The 22,348-nt window shown below is 68.8% G+C and carries 24 protein-coding genes and 1 other RNA gene; 13 read left to right on the top strand and 12 right to left on the bottom strand.

What is annotated here, in order from left to right; genetic code table 11:
- Positions 1–71 precede the first annotated feature (71 nt).
- From ACIGJI_RS00545 to rnpB, 6 genes are all read left to right on the top strand, one after another.
- The gene (locus tag ACIGJI_RS00545; protein WP_363443737.1) at positions 72–596 is read left to right on the top strand and encodes a helix-turn-helix transcriptional regulator; all 525 of its coding nucleotides are present in this window, start codon (positions 72–74) and stop codon (positions 594–596) included.
- Between the two features lie 25 nt (positions 597–621).
- A complete protein-coding gene (locus tag ACIGJI_RS00550; RefSeq protein WP_363443740.1) occupies positions 622–999 on the top strand; it encodes a hypothetical protein in 378 nt (125 codons plus the stop codon).
- Entirely contained in the window at positions 996–1,379 is a 384-nt protein-coding gene (locus tag ACIGJI_RS00555) for a YchJ family metal-binding protein (protein ID WP_363443743.1), read from the top strand. Before ACIGJI_RS00550 ends, ACIGJI_RS00555 begins: the two co-directional genes overlap by 4 nt.
- Positions 1,380–1,416: 37 nt before the next feature.
- Positions 1,417–2,154, top strand: a complete 738-nt coding sequence (locus ACIGJI_RS00560) for a zinc ribbon domain-containing protein (protein ID WP_259952445.1) — start codon at positions 1,417–1,419, stop codon at positions 2,152–2,154.
- A 22-nt stretch (positions 2,155–2,176) separates the two neighbouring features.
- Positions 2,177–3,877 carry a bifunctional 3'-5' exonuclease/DNA polymerase gene (locus ACIGJI_RS00565; protein WP_363443746.1) on the top strand — a complete coding sequence of 567 codons (1,701 nt, stop codon included), beginning with the start codon at positions 2,177–2,179 and terminating at the stop codon, positions 3,875–3,877.
- 24 nt (positions 3,878–3,901) lie between these two features.
- Positions 3,902–4,258: RNase P RNA component class A (rnpB, locus tag ACIGJI_RS00570), an RNA gene on the top strand.
- 133 nt (positions 4,259–4,391) lie between these two features.
- Here rnpB and ppgK read toward each other — a convergent pair.
- Positions 4,392–5,138 carry a polyphosphate--glucose phosphotransferase gene (ppgK, locus tag ACIGJI_RS00575; RefSeq protein WP_025103605.1) on the bottom strand — a complete coding sequence of 249 codons (747 nt, stop codon included), beginning with the start codon at positions 5,136–5,138 and terminating at the stop codon, positions 4,392–4,394.
- Positions 5,139–5,219: 81 nt separating this feature from the next.
- Here ppgK and ACIGJI_RS00580 point away from each other — a divergent pair, with 81 nt between their 5' ends.
- The 4 genes from ACIGJI_RS00580 to ACIGJI_RS00595 are packed head-to-tail and all read left to right on the top strand — an operon-like array spanning position 5,220 to position 10,751.
- Positions 5,220–5,459 carry an SPOR domain-containing protein gene (locus tag ACIGJI_RS00580; RefSeq protein ID WP_363443749.1) on the top strand — a complete coding sequence of 80 codons (240 nt, stop codon included), beginning with the start codon at positions 5,220–5,222 and terminating at the stop codon, positions 5,457–5,459.
- Between the two features lie 2 nt (positions 5,460–5,461).
- A complete protein-coding gene (glnA, locus tag ACIGJI_RS00585; RefSeq protein WP_025103603.1) occupies positions 5,462–6,799 on the top strand; it encodes a type I glutamate--ammonia ligase in 1,338 nt (445 codons plus the stop codon).
- 7 nt (positions 6,800–6,806) lie between these two features.
- On the top strand, positions 6,807–9,782 hold the full coding sequence (locus tag ACIGJI_RS00590; protein WP_363443752.1) for a bifunctional [glutamine synthetase] adenylyltransferase/[glutamine synthetase]-adenylyl-L-tyrosine phosphorylase: 2,976 nt from the start codon (positions 6,807–6,809) through the stop codon (positions 9,780–9,782).
- Positions 9,783–9,830: 48 nt separating this feature from the next.
- On the top strand, positions 9,831–10,751 hold the full coding sequence (locus tag ACIGJI_RS00595) for a diacylglycerol kinase family protein (protein WP_187661590.1): 921 nt from the start codon (positions 9,831–9,833) through the stop codon (positions 10,749–10,751).
- Here ACIGJI_RS00595 and ACIGJI_RS00600 read toward each other — a convergent pair whose 3' ends face one another.
- Positions 10,752–11,900 carry an AI-2E family transporter gene (locus ACIGJI_RS00600; RefSeq protein ID WP_363443755.1) on the bottom strand — a complete coding sequence of 383 codons (1,149 nt, stop codon included), beginning with the start codon at positions 11,898–11,900 and terminating at the stop codon, positions 10,752–10,754.
- Positions 11,901–12,003: 103 nt separating this feature from the next.
- On the bottom strand, positions 12,004–13,359 hold the full coding sequence (locus ACIGJI_RS00605; protein WP_363443758.1) for a serine/threonine-protein kinase: 1,356 nt from the start codon (positions 13,357–13,359) through the stop codon (positions 12,004–12,006).
- A 136-nt stretch (positions 13,360–13,495) separates the two neighbouring features.
- Between ACIGJI_RS00605 and ACIGJI_RS00610 the strand changes: the two genes are divergently transcribed.
- A complete protein-coding gene (locus tag ACIGJI_RS00610; RefSeq protein ID WP_363443761.1) occupies positions 13,496–13,888 on the top strand; it encodes a VOC family protein in 393 nt (130 codons plus the stop codon).
- Positions 13,889–13,953: 65 nt separating this feature from the next.
- On the opposite strand, the gene ACIGJI_RS00615 is transcribed toward ACIGJI_RS00610, so the two are convergent.
- From ACIGJI_RS00615 to glnA (ACIGJI_RS00645), 7 genes are all read right to left on the bottom strand, one after another.
- Positions 13,954–14,439: a hypothetical protein gene (locus tag ACIGJI_RS00615; RefSeq protein ID WP_363443764.1), complete on the bottom strand. Its 486-nt coding sequence runs from the start codon at positions 14,437–14,439 to the stop codon at positions 13,954–13,956.
- A gap of 90 nt (positions 14,440–14,529) precedes the next feature.
- Positions 14,530–14,814 (bottom strand): WXG100 family type VII secretion target, encoded by a 285-nt coding sequence (locus ACIGJI_RS00620; protein WP_363443767.1) that lies wholly within the window; start codon positions 14,812–14,814, stop codon positions 14,530–14,532.
- Entirely contained in the window at positions 14,811–15,296 is a 486-nt protein-coding gene (locus ACIGJI_RS00625; protein ID WP_366243615.1) for a hypothetical protein, read from the bottom strand. The genes ACIGJI_RS00620 and ACIGJI_RS00625 overlap by 4 nt, the downstream gene beginning before the upstream one ends.
- Before the next feature lie 77 nt (positions 15,297–15,373).
- On the bottom strand, positions 15,374–15,871 hold the full coding sequence (locus ACIGJI_RS00630; RefSeq protein ID WP_363443773.1) for a hypothetical protein: 498 nt from the start codon (positions 15,869–15,871) through the stop codon (positions 15,374–15,376).
- A 76-nt stretch (positions 15,872–15,947) separates the two neighbouring features.
- Positions 15,948–17,153: a putative T7SS-secreted protein gene (locus tag ACIGJI_RS00635; RefSeq protein WP_363443775.1), complete on the bottom strand. Its 1,206-nt coding sequence runs from the start codon at positions 17,151–17,153 to the stop codon at positions 15,948–15,950.
- Positions 17,153–17,443 carry a hypothetical protein gene (locus ACIGJI_RS00640; protein ID WP_363443778.1) on the bottom strand — a complete coding sequence of 97 codons (291 nt, stop codon included), beginning with the start codon at positions 17,441–17,443 and terminating at the stop codon, positions 17,153–17,155. The genes ACIGJI_RS00635 and ACIGJI_RS00640 overlap by 1 nt, the downstream gene beginning before the upstream one ends.
- A gap of 204 nt (positions 17,444–17,647) precedes the next feature.
- Positions 17,648–19,072, bottom strand: coding sequence for a type I glutamate--ammonia ligase (gene glnA, locus ACIGJI_RS00645; protein WP_187661580.1), 1,425 nt, complete (start codon positions 19,070–19,072; stop codon positions 17,648–17,650).
- 147 nt (positions 19,073–19,219) lie between these two features.
- Between glnA (ACIGJI_RS00645) and ACIGJI_RS00650 the strand changes: the two genes are divergently transcribed.
- Positions 19,220–19,615, top strand: a complete 396-nt coding sequence (locus tag ACIGJI_RS00650) for an RDD family protein (RefSeq protein WP_232089029.1) — start codon at positions 19,220–19,222, stop codon at positions 19,613–19,615.
- A 3-nt stretch (positions 19,616–19,618) separates the two neighbouring features.
- On the opposite strand, the gene ACIGJI_RS00655 is transcribed toward ACIGJI_RS00650, so the two are convergent.
- Positions 19,619–20,107 carry an ATP-dependent zinc protease gene (locus ACIGJI_RS00655; protein ID WP_363443781.1) on the bottom strand — a complete coding sequence of 163 codons (489 nt, stop codon included), beginning with the start codon at positions 20,105–20,107 and terminating at the stop codon, positions 19,619–19,621.
- Between the two features lie 18 nt (positions 20,108–20,125).
- Between ACIGJI_RS00655 and ACIGJI_RS00660 the strand changes: the two genes are divergently transcribed.
- The gene (locus tag ACIGJI_RS00660) at positions 20,126–21,313 is read left to right on the top strand and encodes a RimK family alpha-L-glutamate ligase (RefSeq protein ID WP_060923121.1); all 1,188 of its coding nucleotides are present in this window, start codon (positions 20,126–20,128) and stop codon (positions 21,311–21,313) included.
- A 57-nt stretch (positions 21,314–21,370) separates the two neighbouring features.
- On the opposite strand, the gene ACIGJI_RS00665 is transcribed toward ACIGJI_RS00660, so the two are convergent.
- Positions 21,371–22,081, bottom strand: coding sequence for a DUF4191 family protein (locus ACIGJI_RS00665; protein WP_187661578.1), 711 nt, complete (start codon positions 22,079–22,081; stop codon positions 21,371–21,373).
- Between the last annotated feature and the right edge of the window lie 267 nt (positions 22,082–22,348).

Below are 22,348 nucleotides of genomic sequence, written 5' to 3' on the forward strand. Positions count from 1 at the left end.
GTTGCTCCTCCGTTGGCGTGCCTCCAGCGTAGAGCTTGTCAGAATATATATCTCAAGGGTATATATGAGACATGCAGTTCCTTCTTCTCGGGCTCCTCCTCGACGGTTCGGCGACGCTCTACGACCTGCACAAGCGCTTCCGCGCTGGCATCTCGCTGTTCTACGCCGCGAGCTTCGGCAGCATCCAGCGGGCTCTCCGACAGGTGGAAGAGCAGGGGTGGGCACGATCCGAGGAGTCGATGCACGGCGCTCGCCGCAAGCGGTTCTACGGGATCACCGACGAGGGCAGGACGGTATGGCGCTCTTGGATGCTCTCGGCTCTCACCGGGTCGGACCCCGAGCCGGTGATCCTCGCGCGCATCTACCTTCTCGGGCACCTCGCGGAGGCGGAGCGCGCGGCATGCATCGCGGTGATCCGGTCGCGCCTGGTGGAGGATGAGCAGCGGCTGCGCGCTCTCGCGAACGAACTCGACGCGGTGACGATTTCCGACGAGGTCGCGGACCACTACCGCTACCGCCGCGCGACCCTCGATTACGGGCTGCGCTCCCACGACCTGGCGCTCGCGTGGCTCGCGGATGTCGAGCTTGCTCCGTGAAGGACCGAACTCTCCGGAGGACCTTATGGTGCCCCTCGCTCTGACGACCGTCCTCGCGCTGCTGGGGGCGCTCACCCTCTTCCAGATCGCCCTGATCCTCGGAGCGCCGTGGGGCAGGCTCGCGTGGGGAGGCGCCCACCGTGTGCTGCCTCGGCGGCTGCGCGTCGGGAGCGGCGTCTCGATCCTGTTGTACGCGGCGTTCGCCGTGGTACTGCTGGCCCGGAGCGGAGCGCTGCTCGGGGCGAGTTCCGCTGTGGTCATCGTGCTGACATGGGTGCTCTTTGCATACTTCCTGGCCGGCATCGTCCTCAACGGCATCTCCCGGAGCCGGCCGGAGCGGTGGACGATGACTCCGGTGTGCGCGATGCTGGCAGGCATGACCCTGATCGTCGCGCTCTCATGACGGAGTCCGCCCGCTGCCCCTGTGCCTCCGGCGACACCTTCGCCGCCTGTTGCGGACCCCTCCTCGACGGTGCCCCGGCGCCGACCGCCGAGCGGCTGATGCGCTCGCGGTACACGGCGTTCGTACGGGAGGACGGGCCGTACCTGCTCCGCACCTGGCACCCGGATACGCGTCCGGAGGCGATCACCTTCGAGGCGGACCTGGAGTGGCGACGGCTGGTGATCGTGGATCGCGTGGCGGGCGGCCCTTTCGACACTGTGGGCGTGGTCGAGTTCGAGGCCTTCTGGCGTCAGGGCGGCACGCGCGGATCGCTGCACGAGCGCAGCCGCTTCGTCCGGGAGGACCGGACGTGGTTCTACGTGGACGGCGACATCCGGTGATGCGGCGCTCGGCCCGGCAGCGACTAGATTTGAGAGCGTGAACGCCACCCCGGAGAACCAGCGCACCCTGCTCGACATCGCGGACCTCGACCGGCGCATCGCGCAGGCGGAACGAGCCCGCACCCGGCCGAGCCAGGCGGGCCGGATCGCCGAACTCGTCGCCATCCGGCAGGAGCAGCTCCGTGAGCTCACGGTTCTGACCGGTGCCAGGGATGACGCCCGCACGGAGCTTTCGCGGCTGGAGTCCGATGTCGCGCTCGCCGAGCAGCGCCGCGACCGCGATGCCCAGCGCCTCGCGGCAGCCACCAATCCGAAGGAGGCGCAGGCCCTGGAGCACGAGCTCGCCAGCCTCGCCAAGCGCCTGAGCGACCTCGAGGATGCCGAGCTCGACATCATGGGCCGGGTCGAGGAGGCCGACGCCGCCGTGGCCGCGCAGCAGGCCCTGTTGGACGCGACGACCGCGGAGGGCAGCGCTCTCACCGCCCAGGGCAAGGCCGACGTCGCTGCGGCGACCGAGCTCGGCGCCCAGCTCGCGCGCGACCGGGAGGCCGTCGCCGCCACGGTTCCCGCGCCCCTGCTCGCGGAGTATGATCGCCGCGCCGTGAACAGCGCCGGAGCCGCGCTCCTCACCCGCGGTACTTGCGAGGGGTGCCGGATGATGCTCCCCGGCACCGATCTCAACGACATCCGTCGCGCGCCAGAGGACGAGGTGGTCTCGTGCCCCGAGTGCGGCTGCATCCTCGTGCGCACTGAGGAGTCGGGACTCTCGTCGTGAGCGCATCCGGCGCGCACCGCCCGTGACGGTGCCGGCGTCGGGCCCGGAGCGACGTCTCGCGCTGATCGGCCTCGGTGCGGGGGAGTACGCCGCGATCGAGCTGGACGAGCATGACGAGGAGCAGCAGCGCACCCTCCTCCCCGCGTCCGAACTCGCCGGCTGGGTGGCTGAGGTCGAAGCCGCCGACACGCCGCGATGGATCATCCGCAGTGCGGCGGAGATCTACGCGCTGCTGCTGAACGCCGGGGTCCGGATCACGCGCAGCCACGACCTCGTCCTCTGCCATGCGATCCTGCGCGACACCGCCATGGTGAACACCCCGCTGCCCCCGGCCGCGGGCTGGGAGCGTCGCGACCCGGTCGACACCACCCCCTCCCTGTTCGACGTCCTCGATGAGGAGTCGGGCGAAGACGCGATCACGGCGGCGCTCGAGCAGTACCGCGCGCAGCGGAACGTGATGGCGGAGGCAACGGACGGCCGCCTGACGTTGCTCTGCGCTGCGGAGTCGGCCGGCGGGCTGATCGCCGAGGAGATGCGCGTCGCGGGGCTGCCCTGGGACGCGGGGGTGCATGACGCGATCCTCACCGAGACGCTGGGTGCGCGTCCGGCAGCGGGCGGGCTGCCCCGACGGATGGTGGAACGCGGCGACGAGGTGCGGGCCCTGCTCGACGACCCCACGCTGCATCTGGACAGTCAGCCGAAGCTGCTGCGGGCCCTGCACCGTGTCGGCGTGTCGGTGGAGTCCACGAGCAAGTGGGAGCTGTCCGCCCACGAGCACCCGGTGATCGAACCGCTCCTCGCCTACAAGAAGCTGTCTCGCCTGCTCAGCGCGAACGGCTGGACCTGGTTGTCGGAATGGGTCCAGGACGGCCGCTTCCGTCCGGTGTACATCCCCGGGGGCGTCGTCACCGGACGGTGGGCGTCGGCCGGCGGCGGTGCGCTGCAGCTGCCGCGCAACCTCCGCCCCGCCGTACGCGCGGATCCGGGCTGGGCACTCGTCGTCGCGGACGTCGCCCAGCTCGAGCCGCGGATGCTCGCGGCCATGGCGTCCGATGAGGCGATGGCGGACGCGGCGCGTGGCGGCGACATCTACGCCGGCGTCGTCGCGTCCGGTGCCGTCGCGACGCGCGAGGAGGCGAAGTACGCGGTGCTGGGAGCGATGTACGGCGCCACCAGCGGCGACAGCGGGCGGCTGGTGCCGCGGCTGCGGAAGGTCTATCCGCGCGCGATGGCGCTCGTCGACGACGCGGCGCGCGTGGGGGAGGACGGCGGCATCGTCTCGACCTGGCTCGGTCGCTCCTCGCCGCGGCCGTCCACGGAGTGGATGCGGCTGCAGGCCGACGCCACCGGCGCCGATGCCGACCCCGCCGTGGTCTCCCTCGCCCGCCGCCGCGCGCGGGAGTGGGGGCGCTTCACCCGGAACTTCATCGTCCAGGGCACCGCGGCCGAGTGGTCGCTCATCTGGCTCGCGGAGATCCGCCACCGCCTGGCGCAGCTCCCCGAGGTCTTCGGCGCCGCGGAGGCGTCAGGGCCGTTCGCCCGGGAACCGCACCTGGCGTTCTTCCTGCACGACGAGGTGATCCTGCACACGCCGCAGGAGCACGCGGAGGCCGCCGCCGACGCCGTGCGCGATGCCGCCGCCGTCGCGACGACCCGCCTGTTCGGCACCTTCCCGATCGACGTGCCCCTCGACCTGCGCATCGCGGACTCCGCGGAGAAGTGAGGCCCCGTAGACTGGACGGGCGAATGGGTCGACTGGACGGTCGCGTGGCGGGCAACCGCACCGAGGAACGTCCGGGCTCCACAGGGCAGGGCGGTGGGTAACACCCACCCGGAGTGATCCGCGAGATAGTGCCACAGAGAGCAGACCGCCCCGCGAGGGGTAAGGGTGAAAGGGTGGTGTAAGAGACCACCGGGGGCCGTGGTGACACGGCCCGCCAGGTAAACCTCGCCCGGAGCAAGGTCAGACAGAGGATGATGACGCGGCTCGCCGAGTCCTCGGGTAGACCGCTGGAGCGGCACGGCAACGTGTCGCCGAGAGAGATGGCCGTCGAAGGGGCGAAGAACCCCGGAACAGAACCCGGCGTACAGGTCGGCCCATTCGTCCCGAACGCAGAAGGCCCCGATGACTCCCGTCATCGGGGCCTTCTCTCGTTGGGTCCCTGAGCCCGTCGAAGGGCCCTGAGCGTCTCGTTGGGTCCCTGAGCCCGTCGAAGGGCCCTGAGGCCGTCGAAGGGTCAGTCGCCGGCGAGCGAGGCCGCGCCGATGATGCCGGAGTTGTTGCGGTGGATCGCGGGGACGATCGGCGTCTTCAGGTCGAGCAGCGGCAGGAAGTCGCCCGCGTTCTTCGACACGCCGCCGCCGACCACGAACAGGTCGGGGCTGAACAGGAACTCGATGTGGGAGTAGAACGCCTGCAGGCGCTCGGCCCACTCCTCCCAGCTCAGGCCCTCGCGCTCGCGCGCCGAGGTGGCCGCATAGGTCTCGACGGACTCGTACTCGCGGAAGTTCAGGTGCCCGAGCTCCGTGTTCGGCAGCAGGACGCCGTCATACAGGAACGCGGAGCCGATCCCGGTGCCGAGCGTGGTCAGCAGCGTGAAGCCGAGCACGTCGCGGGCGGCTCCGTGGCGGGCCTCCGCGACGCCGGCGGCGTCCGCGTCATTCACGAAGACGATGTTCCGGCCGAGACCGTCGCGGAAGAAGCGCTCGGCATCGAAGTCGATCCACTCCTTCGAGACGTTGGCGGCGGAGAGCGTCTTTCCCCGCTTGACGATCGCGGGGAACGCCACGCCGAGCGGAAGGGTCGACTCGTGCACGTCCAGCGTCTTCAGGACGGTCTGGACCGCGACCAGGACGTCTTCCGGCGCCGCGCCGGCCGGAGTGGGTACCCGCACCCGATCCGAGGCCATGGTGCCGTGTTCGAGGTCGACGATTCCCGCTTTGATGCCCGTGCCGCCGATGTCGACGCCGATCGCTTTTGCCATGGCCGATAGCTTAGCGACCGCGGTGCGCGCCAGTAGGATCGATGACATCACCCCAACCGCTCGCGGGAAGAAGGAGCAGCCATGACCGACGGCGATCACAAGTACTGGTACAACTCCGCCACGGGCGAGGTCGAGTTCGGCATGCTCTCGCCGTCCATCGACCGCATCGGTCCGTTCGACACGGAAGCCGAGGCGCACCGCGCCCCCGAGGTGCTCAAGGAGCGGTCGCGCGCCTGGGCCGAGGAAGAGGCCGCGGAGCAGGGCTGGGACGCGAAGCCCTCCAGCGGCTTCGGTGCGGAGAATGGCCAGGGCGCAGAGTAGCCATGGACAAGCAGAGGGACTTCGTCCTCCGGACGATCGAGGAGCGCGGCGTCAAGTTCGTGCGCCTGTGGTTCACCGACGTGATCGGCACGCTCAAGTCCGTCGCCATCGCGCCGGCCGAGGTCGAGGGTGCCTTCGCCGAGGGCATCGGTTTCGACGGCTCCGCCATCGAGGGGCTGACCCGCACCTACGAGTCCGATCTGCTCGCCCAGCCCGACCCGACGACCTTCCAGACGCTGCCGTGGCGGGGGGAGATCGACCCGACCGCCCGCATGTTCTGCGACCTCACCACGCCCGACGGGCAGCCCGCGGTGGCCGACCCCCGTCATGTGCTGAAGCGCACGCTCGCGAAGGCCGCCGATGCGGGCTTCACGTTCTACACGCACCCCGAGATCGAGTTCTACCTGCTCAAGTCGTCGTCCTTCGGCCCCGAGGGACCCGTGCCCGTCGACTCCGCCGGCTACTTCGACAACGTCCCCGGCGGCACCGCGCACGACTTCCGTCGGCGCTCCGTCCGCATGCTGGAGGACCTCGGCATCTCCGTGGAGTTCAGCCACCACGAAGGCGGCCCCGGCCAGAACGAGATCGACCTGCGCTACGCCGACGCCCTCACCACCGCGGACAACGTGATGACCTTCCGGACGGTCATCAAGGAGGTCGCGATCGAGCAGGGCGTGTACGCCACGTTCATGCCGAAGCCGCTCAGCGGTCAGCCCGGCAGCGGCATGCACACGCACATGTCGCTGTTCGAGGGCGATCAGAACGCGTTCTACGAGGAGGGTGCGAAGTACCAGCTCTCCAAGACGGGCCGTCACTTCATCGCGGGCCTGCTCAAGCACGCCAACGAGATCTCCGCCGTGACGAATCAGTTCGTCAACTCGTACAAGAGGCTCTGGGGCGGCGACGAGGCCCCGAGCTTCATCACGTGGGGCCACAACAACCGGTCCGCTCTCGTCCGCGTCCCGATGTACAAGCCGAACAAGGGGCAGTCCTCGCGCGTCGAGTACCGCGCGCTCGATTCCGCGGCGAACCCCTACCTCGCGTACGCGCTCATGCTCGCCGCCGGTCTCAAGGGCATCGAGGAGGAGTACGAGCTTCCGCCGGAGGCGGAGGACAACGTCTGGGCGCTGAGCGACGCCGAGCGCCGGGCGCTGGGCTACTCCGCCCTGCCCGCCAGCCTCGACCACGCCCTGGAGTACATGGAGGCCTCCGAGCTCGTCGCGGAGACGCTGGGGGAGCAGGTGTTCAACTACGTGCTGCTCAATAAGCGCAAGGAGTGGGAGGCGTACCGCGGCCAGGTCACCCCGCTGGAGCTGAAGAACAACCTCGAGCTCCTCTGAGCACGGCATGGCTCGCCCCGACGCCTCCGTTTCGCTCTCGGCCCTCGCCCGGCTCGGGTTCGCTGAGCTGAGCGAGGCCGCGGCGTCGCTGGCGGAGCTCGAGAGCCTGCTCGGCGTGCCGCGCGCGATGCTGCTCGAGGCGGCCGTCGCGGCGGACCCGGATGCGGCCGTTCGCGGGATGCTGCGGGTCGCTCGACGAGACCCTGCCCCGCTGCGGGCGCTCGCGGACGACGAGGAGACGCGCCGGCGGGTCTGGCGCGTCTTCGGTGCCTCCGTGGGACTGGCGGAGTTCTTCCTGCGGCATCCCGGCGAGCTGGACGTGCTGGCCGCACCGATCGACGTGCTCCCCACGGCGGATGTGTGGCGCGATCGCCTCCTCGCTGCCGTTGGGGCGGAGGACGGGTTCGCCGACGCGGCGGACGACGAGACGGTCGTGGCGCTCCGCGTCGCGTATCGGCGGAACCTCGCGGAGATCGCCGCCTTCGATCTCGGTCACTCGCGCCCCGAAGAGGTCGTCGCCGCGGTCGCCGCTTCCCTCGCGGATCTCGCCGGCGCCGCCCTCGAGGCCTCGCTCGCGATCGCCCGCACCCGCCAGGCCCCGTCCGCCGGTCGCGATGCCGTCGCTGCCACCCAACTGGCCGTGATCGGCATGGGGAAGGCCGGCGCGAGGGAACTCAACTACGTCAGCGACGTCGACGTCATCTTCGTCGGCGGCACGGCGGATGAAGAGGCGCTTTCCGAGCCGCAGGCGATCGACATCGCCACGCGTCTGGCCAGGGACACCATGCGCAACCTCAGCGCCATCGAGGTCGAGCCGCCGCTCTGGGAGGTCGACGCGGCGCTGCGCCCGGAGGGCAAGCAGGGCGCCCTCGTGCGCTCCCTCGCGTCGCACGTCGCGTACTACGACCGGTGGGCGAAGAGCTGGGAGTTCCAGGCTCTGCTGAAGGCTCGTCCGCTGGCGGGCGACCCCGACCTGGGCGCTGCATACATCGAGGCGGTGCAGCCGCGCGTGTGGTCGAGTGCCGCCAGAGAGGAGTTCGTCGAGAGCGTCCAGCGCATGCGCGAGCGGGTCATGGAGCACATCGACCCGGAGGACGCCCCGTACCAGCTCAAGCTCGGCGCGGGCGGGCTGCGCGACATCGAGTTCACGGTGCAGCTCCTGCAGCTCGTACACGGTCTCACCGACGAGTCGCTGCGCACGCGTGGCACGCTGGAGAGCCTGGACGCGCTGGTCGCCGGCGGCTACATCGGTCGCGCTGATGCGGGCACCTTCGCGGACGACTACCGCGTGCTGCGGCTCATGGAGCACCGTCTGCAGTTGCGCGACCTCAGCCGCACCCACCTCATGCCCAAGACGCCCGCTGGTCTGCGCATCCTGGCGCGCAGCACGAAGCTGGCGGACACGGGGGAGGGCGTCTGGGCCCGGTGGGAGAGTGTCCGGCGCGAGGTGCGCGACATCCACACCCGCCTCTTCTACCGCCCGCTGCTGAGCGCGGTGGCCGGGCTGCCCGAGGAAGAGCGCACCCTTTCCGCGGAGCAGGCCCATGACCGGCTCGCGGCCATCGGCTTCCGCGATCCCGCCGGAGCCCTCCGGCACATCGGGGCACTGACGCGCGGGATCAGTCGCAAGGCGACGATCCAGCGACACCTGATGCCCGTGATGGTGCGCTGGTTCGCCGATGGCAGCGACCCCGACTACGGTCTCCTGGCCTTCCGCCGCATCAGCGAGCGGCTGGGCGACACATCGTGGTTCCTGCGCATGCTGCGGGATTCGTCCGGCGCCGCAGAGAGCCTCACCCGGCTGCTGTCGTCGTCGCGCTACATCGGCGAGCTGCTGGAGTGGATCCCGGAGTCGGTGGCCTGGCTGGACAGCGCCGAGCGGCTGCGTCCGCGGAGCGCGCAGGCGCTGGACGAGGAGGCGCGGGCGATCCAGACGCGTCACGAGACGGTCGCCGACGCGCTGCGGGCCGTCCGCGCCCTGCGGCGTCGCGAGCTCCTGCGCACCGCCATGGCCGCGGTGCTCGACGTCGTCACCATCGAGGAGGTGGCCACCGCGCTCACCGACATCACGGATGCGACGATCCAGGCCGGCCTCCGCGCCGTTCTCCGAGAGGTCGTCCCGCCGGAGGACGCAGCGCTCGACTTCGCCGTCATCGGCATGGGGAGGTTCGGCGGTGCGGAGCTCGGCTTCGGGTCCGACGCGGACGTCCTGTACGTGTACGACGCGAACGGTGTCGACTCGGGCAGGGCGGAGAAGCTGGCGACGAGAATCGTGGCGGGGCTCCGCGAGCATCTGACCGACCATCGCCTCCCGCTCGACCTGGATGCGGGTCTGCGGCCGGAGGGGCGCAACGGTCCGATCGTGCGGTCCATCGACGCCTACGCGGCCTACTACCGTCGCTGGTCGCTGTCGTGGGAGGCTCAGGCGCTGCTGCGGGCTCGCGGTGTCGCCGGCAGCGCGAAGCTCATCGGGCGGTTCATGGAACTCGCGGACAGCATCCGGTACCCGGAGGCGGTCGATCTCCAGGGGCTCCGGGAGATCAAGCGGATCAAGGCCAGGGTCGAGGGGGAGCGGCTGCCGCAGGGGACCGACCCGCGTCGTCATCTCAAGCTCGGACCGGGGACTCTCAGCGACGTGGAGTGGCTCGTGCAGCTTCTCCAGCTGCAGCACGCGACCGATGTCCCCGGCCTGCGCACCACGTCGACTCTGCAGGCACTCGACGCCGCGGTCGGCGCCGGGCTCGTCGAGGAGGACGACGCGGAGCGCCTCCGGGCGGCGTGGCTGCTGTCGAGCCGACTCCGTTCAGGCATCACGTTGCTCACGGGTCAGACGAGCGACGTCCTGCCCGCTGACCGCCGTCAGCTGGATGCCCTGGCCCGTCTGCTCGGCTATCCACCCCGGTCGGCGACACCGCTCGAAGAGGACTATCTCGCCGTCACCCGGCGTGCCCGGAGAACCTTCGAGCAGCTCTTCTACGGCTAGACGGCCGGTCGAGTTGCACGATCGTCGTCCGTCGCTCAGAGTGAGCGTATGACCTCTCCTCGCATCGGCGTGATCTGGAACCCGACGAAGTCCGACCGGGATGTCCTCGGCGAGGCCGTCACCATCGCCTTCGGTGAGGAAGCCGACGTGCGCTGGGGCGAGACGACTCCGGATGACCCCGGCCGTGGCGTCGCGGCGAAAGCGGTGGAGGAGGGCTGTGCCCTCGTCATCGCGGTCGGCGGTGACGGCACGATCCGCGCGGTCGCGGAGGCTCTGGTCGGCACCGATGTCGCTCTCGGGATCGTCCCGCAGGGCACAGGCAATCTGCTCGCGCGCAACCTCGGCGTGCCGCTCGAGGGCGTGCTACCGGCGCTCGAGCACATCCGCGATTCCGAGCCGCACCGCATCGACCTCGGCTGGGTGGAGTTCGACGGCGAGGAGCATGCCTTCTCCGTCATGGTCGGCTTCGGGGTCGACGCGCAGATGCTCGTGGAGACCAACGACGACCTCAAGGATCGCGCCGGCTGGCTCGCCTACGTCGAGGCGATGGGGCGCGCACTGGCCGGTACCGAGATGACGGACATCACGCTGCAGCTCGACGACCACGAGCCGGAGGAGGTGCGCGGTCACACGCTGCTCGTCGGCAACTGCGGCATGCTCCAGGGTGGCATCCGTCTGCTGCCCGATGCCGTCCTCGACGACGGGCTCCTCGACATGTTGCTCATCAGCTCCGACGGCGCGCTGCAGTGGCTCGACACCGTCCGCTCGGTCGTCTGGGACAACGGCATCCGTCGCATGATCGGGAACGTCGATCAGGCGGTCAGCACGGACTCCACCACCCACGTCTCGGCGGAGCGGATCCGCGTGCAGCTCTCCGCGCCGCAGATGTTCGAGATCGACGGCGAGGAGATCGGCGAGATCGACGCGTTCACCGTGCGGGTGCAGCCGGGCGCCGTCCTGGTCCGCTGATCAGGCGACGGTCACCGCCGGCGGCGTCCTCTTCCTGTCCTGATTGGGGAAGACGACCTTCTGCACGATGATGATGATGCTCGCGGCCACCGGGATGGCGACGAGAGCGCCCAGGATTCCGCCGAGCGCTCCACCGGCCACCGCGGCGATGACCACCAGTGCGCCGGGGACGGCGACGGCCTTGTTCATGATCCGCGGGGAGAGCACGTACGCCTCGATCTGCATGTAGATCAGGTAGTAGATGATCGCGATCAGTGCGGTCGTCGGCGAGACGAACAGGCAGATGAGCGAGATGATGATCGATGCCGAGAGCGTTCCGACGAGCGGGATCATCGAGCCGATGAACGCGATCAGTGCGAGCAGCGCCGGCACCGGCGCTCCGATGATGGTGAGGAAGATGAGGCTCAGGACGCCGTTGGTGAGCGCGAGGCTCGCCTGACCGATGACGTAGCGCCCGACAGCACTGGAGACGTCCTCCAGGAGCTCGCTGAAGGTGTCGCGCTGGTAGGCGGGGACGAAGCGCGCGGCCACCCGCTTCATGCTGCGCAGCGATGCCATGAAGTAGAGGGTGAGGATGAGCACGATCGTGACGCCCGTCAGGCCACCGGCGATCCCTGCGCCGACGGCGAAGACGCCGCCGCCGATGTCGAGGAAGTTGTCCGGGTTCTGCACGAAGCCGAGCACGCCGTCGACCGCGTCCTTGATCGTGCCGCCGAACTGTCCGCTCACGTCCTGGAACCAGGCGCTGTTCGTGAAGTCCTCGATCATCTTCGGACCGTCTTTGATGAGGTTCCCGATCTGCTCCACGAGGGTGGGGACGATCGCGAGGATGATCCCGGCGAAGGCGAGGAGGACCCCGATCACGACCACGGCGACCGCGGCCGGACGGGGGAGCTTGCGCTCGATGAAGCGCACGATCGGGTCAAGCCCGAGCGCCAGGAAGAGCGCGACGCCGATGTAGACCAGCACGGTGGCGAGCTGGCCGACGATGCCGCCGATCATGAGCGCGACGAGCACCCCGAGGGCACCGAGGAGACCGAACATGAAGGGGTTCGCCCTGGCGCCGGCGACCACGCTCGACGGCGACCGTCGCTGCGCGGCCACACTCGGTGCCGGATCCGGCGGTGCGATCAACTTCCTGCGACGCATGGTCCCCTCCCTCTGTCGATAGTCGACACTCGATCTTCCTCCACCAGGTCCCGTGCGCTGCTCAGCGACACCCGCCGGCTCGGCGGGCGTCGGGGGCGTCGGGTCAGTGGCCGCTGTTGCCCTTGCCGTTGTTGCCGTCGCGGCCAGGGCTCTTGCCTCGGTTCTCCTGCGCCTGCGGTGCGGCGTTCTCGGGCAGGCTCGTATGCGGCGCCGACTCGGTGACCGATGACGCCGGTGCCACCGGGGTCGCGGCCACCGGCTCCACCGCGACGGTCTCTGCCGGCGCCAGGTCGGGGGCGGTGTCGGTGGGAGCCGGTTCGAAAGGCACGACGTCCTCGACGATCCTCGACGCGCCGTCGGAGACGGCACCCGAGCTGGCGAGGGCCTGCTCGCCGTGTCCGACCAGTGCTGCGGAGGCGGTGGTCACCGCGCCGAGCACGACCACCGCGGCGATGAGGAGAGACTCGCGACGACGGCGCGTGCGCCGGGCCGGGGACGCCGCGGGGTGCGCCGACGCGACGCGACGACGGGCGCGGGCCTCGGCGCGGGTGCGGGGGAGGGCGCCTGCCGTCAGCGCCGGAAGCGGTACGGTGACGTCCGTGGCGACCTCTCCGGTCGAAGGCAGATCGACGAGCCGGCGCAGCTCGCCCTCGACCTCCAGAGCATGCGGCCGTGCTTCGGGCTCGATCGCGGTCATCGCGGTGAGCAGCCCGACCCACTCCGACCCCAGCTCCGCGGGGATCTCGGGGGCGATGTGGAGGCGGGCGAGGGCGGATTCGACGCTGAGGGTGGGCGCGAAGCCGGGCTTACCGGTGAGCGCCTCCAACAGGACGAGCCCGAGCGCGTAGACGTCGACCGTGGGACGGATGTCGCCGTTGCGCAACTGCTCCGGTGCCATGTAGGTCAGCGTCCCGAGGACGATGCCGGGAGTGGTGACACGGGACATGTCGATGGCGCAGGCGATCCCGAAGTCGGCGAGTTTCGCGCTCCACCGGCCGTTCGTGTCGAGAGGCGGGGTGAGCAGGACGTTCGAGGGCTTGATGTCGCGGTGCACGATGCCGGCGCTGTGCACGGCGTGGAGGGCGGAGGCGATATCCGCCCCGATCGTGGCGATCTCGCGCGCTGGGACCGTCGCGCGTGCCATGCGCTTGCTCAGAGTCGGTCCGGGCACGTACTCCATCACGAGGTACTTCGGTCGTCCGGGCTCGAGGTGCGCGTCGAGGAGGGTGACCAGGCCAGGGTGGTTGAGACCCGCGAGGAGCGCCTTCTCCGAGTGCACCCGCTCCACCGGCACGACGGCGTCGTCGGACTCGCGGAACATCTTCACCGCGACGGTGCGTTCGAGGGCGATGTCCTCCGCGCGGTACACGGTCGCCATCCCGCCCATGCCGACGGCCTCTGCCAGACGGTAGCGGCCGTCCAGAAGCGCGGCGGTCGGCGGGGCTTCCTGGGTGATCACGGCGTCCTCCACTGGCGGGACCGGGTATCCCGACGATGTCTTCACCGTATCCGCGCAGAGAAAACGCTGCGTTGGGGTTGACGTGGAGGCCGACACCTGCAACGGGGGATCCATAGGGAGCTGGGAGACTGGACGGATGGCAGGGATTCACCACGTGGAGGTCTGGGTCGCCGACCTCGTGTCGTCGCGAGCTGAGTGGGGGTGGCTGCTCGGTGCGGTCGGTTTCGTCCGGGCCGGCGCATGGCCCGAGGGCGAGTCCTGGGAGGCGGGCGGCGCGTATATCACCCTCACGACATCCCCGAACCTCAGCGGCAGCGCACACGATCGTCGCGCTCCGGGCGTGAACCATCTCGCCTTCGCTGCGGGCACGCCGAGCCGAGTGGACGCGATCATCGCGGCGGCACCCGAGCACGGCTGGCGGCCTTTGTACGCGGAGCGCTACCCGCACGCCGGTGGGCCGGATCACTACGCCGGATGGCTGGAGAACTCCGCGGGGTTCAAGGCCGAGATCGTCGCCGACGAGTTCTGACGCGGGCCATGCCCAGCGCCGTTACCGCCAGAGGCGAGCGGCGGTGCTGGCGGTCTCCAAGACTCTCATCGTTCCTCCGACAGCTCCTGGCTGAGGTCGAGCTCGCGGAGGACGTACGGCTGCGCGACGGCTTCGGTGAGGTAGTAGGTGTAGAAGATGACCGCGGCTTCGTCAGCCGTGAACACCTCGTTCGAGAACACGCGCACCGCACGGGTCTGGCTGATCGGGATCAGCGTCGTCGTCCCGTCGACGGGCTCAGGGCGCCCGATCGTATAGAGGTGGCTCTTGCCGTCAGGTCCAAGAAGTCGGACCTCGACAGTAATGCCATCTGCTGATCCCGCCGCCTGGATGAAGAAGCCGGTCAGGTCTTCCGGCGTGACGAATCCGTTCTCAGGGTTCTCCGCTCGCCAGATGCTGCACGTGAACTTCGTTTCCCCGTCGAGGCGTCCCAACATGAAGCGGAGCTCGTCAGGGATGGGACGGTAGGCGTCGGTGACGAATCCGTAGAGTCCCGAGGGAGAGACCGAGGCGTGGGTGGGCTTGAACGTCAAGGCGCAACCTGCGTTTCTGCTCGTGTGACGACGATGTCTTCGCCGTCCAGTTTGACGCGGGCGGGGGTTCCATCCCGAACCGTATGAGCGTCACTTCCAGAGGCGGGCGGCGGTGCTGGCGGTTGCCCTGGAGATGGCATTGGCGGTGATGAGTCGGCGGTTGGCTTCGGCGAGCGCGGCCTTCATGCCGCGGATGGCGGTGTCCCAGTCGTGGTGGGCGCGGTCGTATGCCGCCTGTGCCTCACCGGACCATGAGGATCGAAGTCGAGCGGCCTCCGCGTCGAGGGTGTCGAGCTGCTCCTGGAACTGCCGGACGGTGAGGGCGAGACGCGCGACTGTGTCGCTGATGGCGTCGTGACGGACCGCGACTCTCATCGTTCCTCCGACAGCTCCTGGCTGAGGTCGAGCTCGCGGAGGACGTACGGCTGAGCGACGGCGTCGGTGAGATAGTACGTGTAGAAGATGACTGCGGCTTCGTCAGCAGTGAACACCTCGTTCGAGAACACGCGCACGGCGCGGGTCTGGCTGATCGGGATTAGCATCGTCGTCCCGTCGGCAGGCTCGGGACGCCCGACCGTGTACAGGTGGGTCTCGCCGTCAGGCGCGGGGAGGCGGACTTCCACGGTCATCTGATCGGCTGAACCGGTCGCCTGAATGAAGGAGTCGGTCAGAGGCTTCTGGAATCCGATGATGCTAGACGGCTCCGCGCCACGCCAGATGCTGTACGTGAACTCGCTCACGCCGTCCAAGCGGCCGAGCATGAGGCGCAAGTGATCTGCGACGGGGCGCCTGTTCTCTGTGATCCACCCCATCTGACCGCTCGTGAACTGCTGGCCGTGCGTCCTGCTTGAGGTCACCGCAGTCTCCTCTCTCCCCGAGAACGCAGCGAGCTGTGCGACCGTGTCGGCGATCGCGTCGTGACGGACCGCGACTCTCATGGCGCCTCGTCCTCGGTGGGGTCGGGGACGCTCATGTCAATCTCGCGGAGCGTGTAGGGCTGGGCGACTTCATCGGTGAGGAAGTAGGTGTAGAAGATCACCGCTGCTTCGTCGGCCGTGAACACCTCGTTGGGATACACGGTGGTGGAATGGCGTCCGTCATCCCAGTGGATGACCTCGGTGGGCTCGCCGGACATGTCCGCGCCCGGACGCCCGACGACATACTGATGCGCGGTGCCGTCCGGGTCGACATAGCGGACCTCGATCACAAGGGCTTCCGCTGTCCCGGCACACTGGATGTACTCCTCGCTGAAGGGGATGCTGTCCAGAAGGTCCGCGCCCTCCGGGGCGCGCCACAGGCTCCATGCCCATGTTGAGGACCCGTTGAGCTGACGCAGCGAGAACTGGATCTGTTCCTGGTACGGCCGGAAGTAATCGACCAGTGCGCCGCGAGTATCGTCATTGATCTGACGGATATGTGTCGGTTGACTCATTTCACGGTCTCCAGAATTACTCGAGTGATTGTGATTCTCTCCCCATTCAGGGTGGCGGTCGCTGGTCGTTCGGGGCTCACGGTGGCATCGAAGCCACGTTGGGCTGCATCGCGGCTGCCCGTGCCGCCCTTGATCTCGATGCCGGTGTACGTCCCGTCGGCGTTCTCGATGAAGCCATCGTAATAGCGAACTTGGTCTGAGGTCGCTTGGGGATTGTGGTGATACCCCTGGATGGTCGCGCGGATCTTGTTGCGGATAACGTCCTTGCCGGTGTCCTCGGCGACACGATCGAGTCCGATCTTTTCTGTGTCGACCCAGGGGCGTTGGCCGTCGCCGTTGTACTGGCCGAGCACGTTCCGTCCGCCGTGCGTGGGGTGTGGGGCGGGGCGCTCAGGAGCATTCTGAGCGGACTCGTTCGCCCACCGGCAGCGTGTCCGGCTGCGGTCAGGCCGGCCGCGGCTACGCCGGCGCCAGCCCAGGCCAGACCACCCCCAGGGACGGTGCCGACGCCGGTTACGGCGACCGCTCCGCCGCCGCCCATCATGGCCCCGCCGCCGATGACCAGGGCGGCTCCGCCGAGGAGTTCGAGGATGATGTCCGGGTGCTCCCGCAGCGTCCGCGCGGAGACGGCGAGCATGTCCATCGTGGCCTGGAACGGCAGCACGACAGCAAGGGTGAACACCGCCTCGGTGACGGCATGTTGGGCTGCGGTCGCGGCCTCAGCCTCGGTGAGCGGCATGCGCGCTGCCTCTGCGGCCTGGTCCAACCGGACAGCGCAGTCTCGGGCGAAGACCTCCAGCGTCGCCCGGGCGTTGAACAGCACCTCTCTGGCCTGTTCATGCGCGGGACCGGACGGGTCGACGAATGGCACCTCCACCTCCGGGTGCCGAAGGCCCTGCCCGACCCGAAGCTCGCGGACGTAAGCGCGGTGCGCGGCCAGTGCCGTGGCAGCCTGCTGCTCGGCCTCGTCCCACAGGGTGATGGCGCGCGCGGCTTCCTCCTGCGCCCACTCCAGCGCATCCGCCCAGGTGAACAGGGCGTGAGCGCCCTCGCGGAGCCCGTCGCCGGCGTTCGACCAGTGCAGCAACTGACGGTCGAAGCGCGTCAGGTAGGCGTCGTAGGCCTCGCCCGTCCAGGTGCCCTCATCGTCGAGCGTCGCGAGCTGGTCGTGCACCTGTGCTGCAGTCGTGCCGTGCGCCTTCCACCCCTCGGCTGTCTGCCTGACCGCGCCGGGGGAGCCAGGGATGAGGGCGGTGGCGGAGCGGGTCTGCCCGAGCTCCATCACTCTTCCCAGATCATCGCGTCGACCTCGGCCTTCGCGGCATCCGTCCCCTCATCGAAGACCCGGGCCGTCGTCGCCAGACGTTCGGTGAAATCGTCGGAGACCGTCACCCGCGCTGCGAGGCCCGCAGACCAGGTTTCGGCGAACCGCTCAGAGGCTGCGACCACCCACTCGTGGCCGGCGCTCGTCGGCGGGGTGAGGTCGGTCGCCCCGACGTCTGCGATGATGCGCCGCGTCTTCGCCGCCATCGCCCGCAACACATCCGTGTCGACCTCATAATCCTGCGACATGCCGCCCTCTTCCTGCGAGCCCCCCGGCTGCGGGATCGAGCATAGGTGAAGACAGGGTCAGAGGACAGCGAAATGTCTGAATATGCGTAGGAAGTAACCCCAAATGAGTACGTGGGGGTAGGGCTGCCGTAGCCTCACGGTTCCCATGCAGCGAAAGAGCCCGCCCCCGGATGGGGACGGACTCTTTCGCGATCTGCGTTCGGCTCAGACTCCGAAGTACAGCTCGTACTCGAACGGGTGCGGGCGCTGAGCGATCGGCAGGATCTCGTTCTCGTACTTGTAGGAGATCCAGGTCTCGATGAGCTCCTCGGTGAACACGCCGCCCTCGAGGAGGAACTGGTGGTCGGCACGGAGCGCCTCGAGCGAGTCCAGCAGGGAGTTCGGCACCTGCGGGATGTTCTTGGCCTCCTCAGGCGGAAGCTCGTAGAGGTCCTTGTCGACGGGCTCGTGCGGCTCGATCCGGTTCTTGATGCCGTCGAGGCCCGCCATGAGCTGCGCGGCGAAGGCGAGGTACGGGTTGCCGGAGGCGTCGGGGGCGCGGAACTCGATGCGCTTGGCCTTCGGGTTCGAGCCCGTGATCGGGATGCGGATCGCGGCGGAGCGGTTGCCGGCCGAGTAGACCAGGTTGACCGGCGCCTCGAAGCCCTTGACCAGACGGTGGTAGCTGTTCAGCGTCGGGTTGGTGAAGGCGAGCAGCGCCGGCGCGTGGGCCAGGATGCCGCCGATGTACCACCGCGCGATGTCGCTGAGCTGACCGTAGCCGGCCTCGTCGTAGAAGAGCGGCTTGCCGTCGCTCCACAGCGACTGGTGGGTGTGCATGCCCGAGCCGTTGTCGCCGTACAGCGGCTTCGGCATGAAGGTGGCGACCTTGCCCCACTCCTCGGCGGTGTTCTTGACGATGTACTTGAACTTCAGGATGTCGTCGGCCGCGTGCACCATGGTGTCGAAGCGGTAGTTGATCTCCTGCTGGCCGGCCGTTCCCACCTCGTGGTGGGAGCGCTCGAGGATGAAGCCCGCATCGATGAGCTTGAGGGTGATGTCGTCGCGCAGGTCGGCCGTCTTGTCGACCGGGCTGACGGGGAAGTAGCCGCCCTTGTACGGGGTCTTGTTGGCGAGGTTCCCGCCCTCCTCCTCGCGGCCGGTGTTCCACGCGGCCTCCTCGGAGTCGACCTTGTAGAAGCTCTCGCCGGCAGTGACGGAGTAGCGCACGTCGTCGAAGATGTAGAACTCGGCCTCGGGGGCGAAGAACGCGGTGTCGGCGATGCCGGTGGAGGTGAGGTACTTCTCCGCCTTCTTCGCGACCTGACGCGGGTCCTTCGAGTAGATCTCGCCGGTGCGCGGGTTGTAGATGTCGAAGATCATCACGAGGGTGCTCGCCTCGCGGAAGGGGTCGATGTACGCCGTCGTCACATCCGGGATCAGCTGCATGTCCGACTCGTGGATGCTGGCGAAGCCACGGATGGAGGAGCCGTCGAACAGCTGTCCGTCCGTGAAGAAGGCCTCGTCGACCGTCGCCGCAGGGATGTTGAAGTGCTGCTGCACACCAGGGAGGTCGGTGAAACGGATGTCAAGGAATTTGACGTCGTTCTCCTTGATGTAGGCCAGTACCTCGGACGAATCTTTGAACATGTACGACTCCTGTGATGCGGATCGATGGCTTCGGGGCCACTTTGCACAGTACGGACGGGGGATTTCTCCACGGTATCCGCTTTGTTTCGTCCGTGTTACAGCGTGAGCAGGATCGGAGGGCATCCACAGCCTCGGTAGGCTGGAGGGGTGACGGATGCTGTGAACACGTACCCCGGTGAGCGACTCGGACTCCCGGAGTCCGGACCGGGGAGCATCGGTCGCCCTGGACGTCGCATCGGGGCCCTCGCGATCGACTGGACGGCAGCCGTCATCCTCTCCGTCGCGTTCTTCCAGTACGACCCGTTCGCCACGCTGCTCATCTTCGGCGTCGTGCAGATCCTCTTCATCCCGACCGCCGGCGGCAGCCCAGGGCACCGCATCCTCGGCATGCGCGTCGTCCGTCTCGACGGCGGATGGGTCGGTCTGTGGCGCCCGATCGTGCGTACGCTGCTTCTCCTCGTCGTGATCCCGGCCGTCGTGTGGGACCCGGATCAGCGCGGTCTCCACGACAAGGCTGTGGGCACGGTCCTCATCCGCGCCTGAGGCTCAGTCGCGGCCGCGGTTGCGACGGCGTGCTTCGCGGGGTGCTCTGCCGCCGAGGAACGAGCGCGCGGGGTCGACGACGTACCCGCGACGCAACGCTTCGCGGCCGATCAGCATCCGGAAACCCATCTCGTCCCGGTTGCTCAGCGTGACCTCGGCGAGCACCTCTCGGTCGACGAGACGGATCATCAGCTGCACGACGAGACGTTCCTGCGCGTGGCCGGAGGAGCTCCGGACGGCCCGCCGGTCGTGGATGGGAGACTCGACGACGACGGCATCCTCCTGGCTGTCCTGCCAGGGCTTCACACGGAACCGCACCCAGGACTCGTCATCGCGCTCGAACTCCTGGATGTCGAACGCGTGCAGGGACGAAGTGCGGGCGCCGGTGTCGATCTTGGCTTTGATCCAGTCGACCCCGAGATCGGGCAGGCTCACCCACTCGCGCCACCCCGTAAGGGTGTTTGAATGGGTAGACCTACTCACCTGATACATCCTGGCAGGAAATCCCCCGTGAAGATCGCAGTGCTGTCCCGTGCGCCGCAGGCGTACTCCACCCAACGCCTCCGCGCGGCCGCACTGCAGCGAGGGCACAACGTGAAGGTGCTGAATACCCTGCGCTTCGCGATCGACCTGACCTCCGACGAACCCGACCTGCACTACCGTGGTCGGCAGCTCAGCGACTACGACGCGATCCTGCCACGCATCGGCAACTCGATCACGTACTTCGGTACCGCGGTGGTGCGACAGTTCGAGCAGATGGATGTCTACACCCCGAACACGGCGAACGGCATCTCGAGCGCGCGCGACAAGCTCCGGGCGAACCAGATCCTCTCCCGGCACAACATCGCGATGCCGCCGACGGCCTTCGTCCGCAACCGCGCGGACGTGCGGCCGGCGATCGAGCGCGTCGGCGGCGCTCCCGTGGTGATCAAGCTGCTCGAGGGCACCCAGGGAATCGGCGTCATCCTCGCGCCGCAGGTGAAGGTCGCTGAGGCCATCATCGAGACGCTCCACTCGACCAAGCAGAACGTGCTCATCCAGAAGTTCATCGCCGAGAGCCGGGGCCGCGACATCCGCGCGCTCGTCGTCGGGGACCGCGTCGTCGCCGCGATGCGCCGATCGGCAGCGGGGGACGAGTTCCGTTCCAACGTGCACCGTGGCGGCTCGGTCGAGGCGATCGAGCTCGACCCGGTCTACGAACGGGCTGCCGTGCGGTCGGCCCAGATCATGGGACTCCGCGTCGCCGGCGTGGACATGCTGGAGGGGGACGAGGGACCCCTGGTGATGGAGGTCAACTCCTCCCCGGGCCTGCAGGGTATCGAGACCGCGACCAAGCTCGACGTCGCGGGCGCGATCATCGACTACATCGCCGGTCAGGTCGCCTTCCCGGAGATCGACGTCCGGCAGCGCCTCACCGTCTCCACCGGCTACGGCGTCGCCGAACTCATGGTCCACGGCGCCGCCGACCTGGTCGGCAAGACGCTGGGGGAGGCGGGCCTGTGGGAGCGCGACATCACGGTGCTCACCCTGCACCGGGGGGTCAGTGTCATCCCGAACCCGCGCAAGCATGTGGTGCTCGAGCCCGACGACCGCCTGTTCTGCTTCGGAAAGCTCGATGAGATGCGCTCGATGATCCCCGAACGTCGTCGTCGCCGCGCGAAGGTGCGCCGCCTGCCCAAGCAGCCGCTCTCGGAATGAGAGAAGCGCGGCCGCCCTCGGTGAGGGCGGCCGCGCTTCGCGGTCCGGGGGAGCGGGTCAGCGCGGACGCTGCGCGCGCACCTTCGTCGGGTCGATCCCCTTCGGGATGGGAAGCGACGACAGCGACTGCGAGACCGAGTCGATGCGGCGGATGACGGCCGCCATCGTGGCCTTGTCGATGGCCTTCGGGAGCTTCTTGATGGTCTTCGCGAGGTCGGCGATGGGCACCTCGTCCTCGCCGTGCCCGACGTAGAGCACCGTGATCGGCACGCCGTGAGCGACGCGCTGCGCACGGCTGCGCTCCTCGTTCACGAGTCGCGTGAGTCGTCCGCGGGCGCCCTCGCCGACGACGACGATGCCGCCGCGGCCGACCGTCCGGTACACCGCCTCCTGCGTCTTCGGGTTGATGCCCACCGGGGTCTCGGAGGCCTGCCACCGGCGACCGAGGCTCGTGCTGAGCACGTGGCCGGTCGCACCGGGCATGCCGTCGATCTTCGTGTACATGGCCGAGGTCGACAGCCGGGTCATGAGGAACAGCGCGCCGAGGACGCCGAGCATCAAGCCCGTGATGGCCCAGAGGACGAGCGTCCACACCTGGAACGGCGGAATCAGGTAGCCGGCCAGGAGGCCGAGCAGCACGCCGCCGATGAGGATCGCGGCCTGCGCCCAGGGGAGCCAGGCATAGGCCTCGCGCGTGAACCGGAAGAGGGACTTGATCTGGGAGAAGAACCCAGGACGCTTCTCGGGTTCAGGAGCACGCTTTGCCATGGAGACCAGCCTACCGAGTCCGAAGGCCGTGCGATGCCGCCGTTCGCGTGCAGCGGAGAGCGTGTGCGCGATCTCTCCTGCACAATCCGACCCGCCACGGGATCTCGTCCCCGAGCAACGAGTTCGGACGGAGCGTCCCGCGGGTCGGGTGGGATGGATCGCATGACACCAGCGCGTGAGAGTGCCCCCCGCGAGCAGGCCGTGCTTCCCCAGGCACACCGTACGATCCGACTCCTCGGCTCTGCTGAGGGGCCCTTTCGCGGTGCG

Source organism: Microbacterium sp. NPDC064978 (assembly GCF_044543605.1).
GTDB lineage: Bacteria > Actinomycetota > Actinomycetes > Actinomycetales > Microbacteriaceae > Microbacterium > Microbacterium meiriae.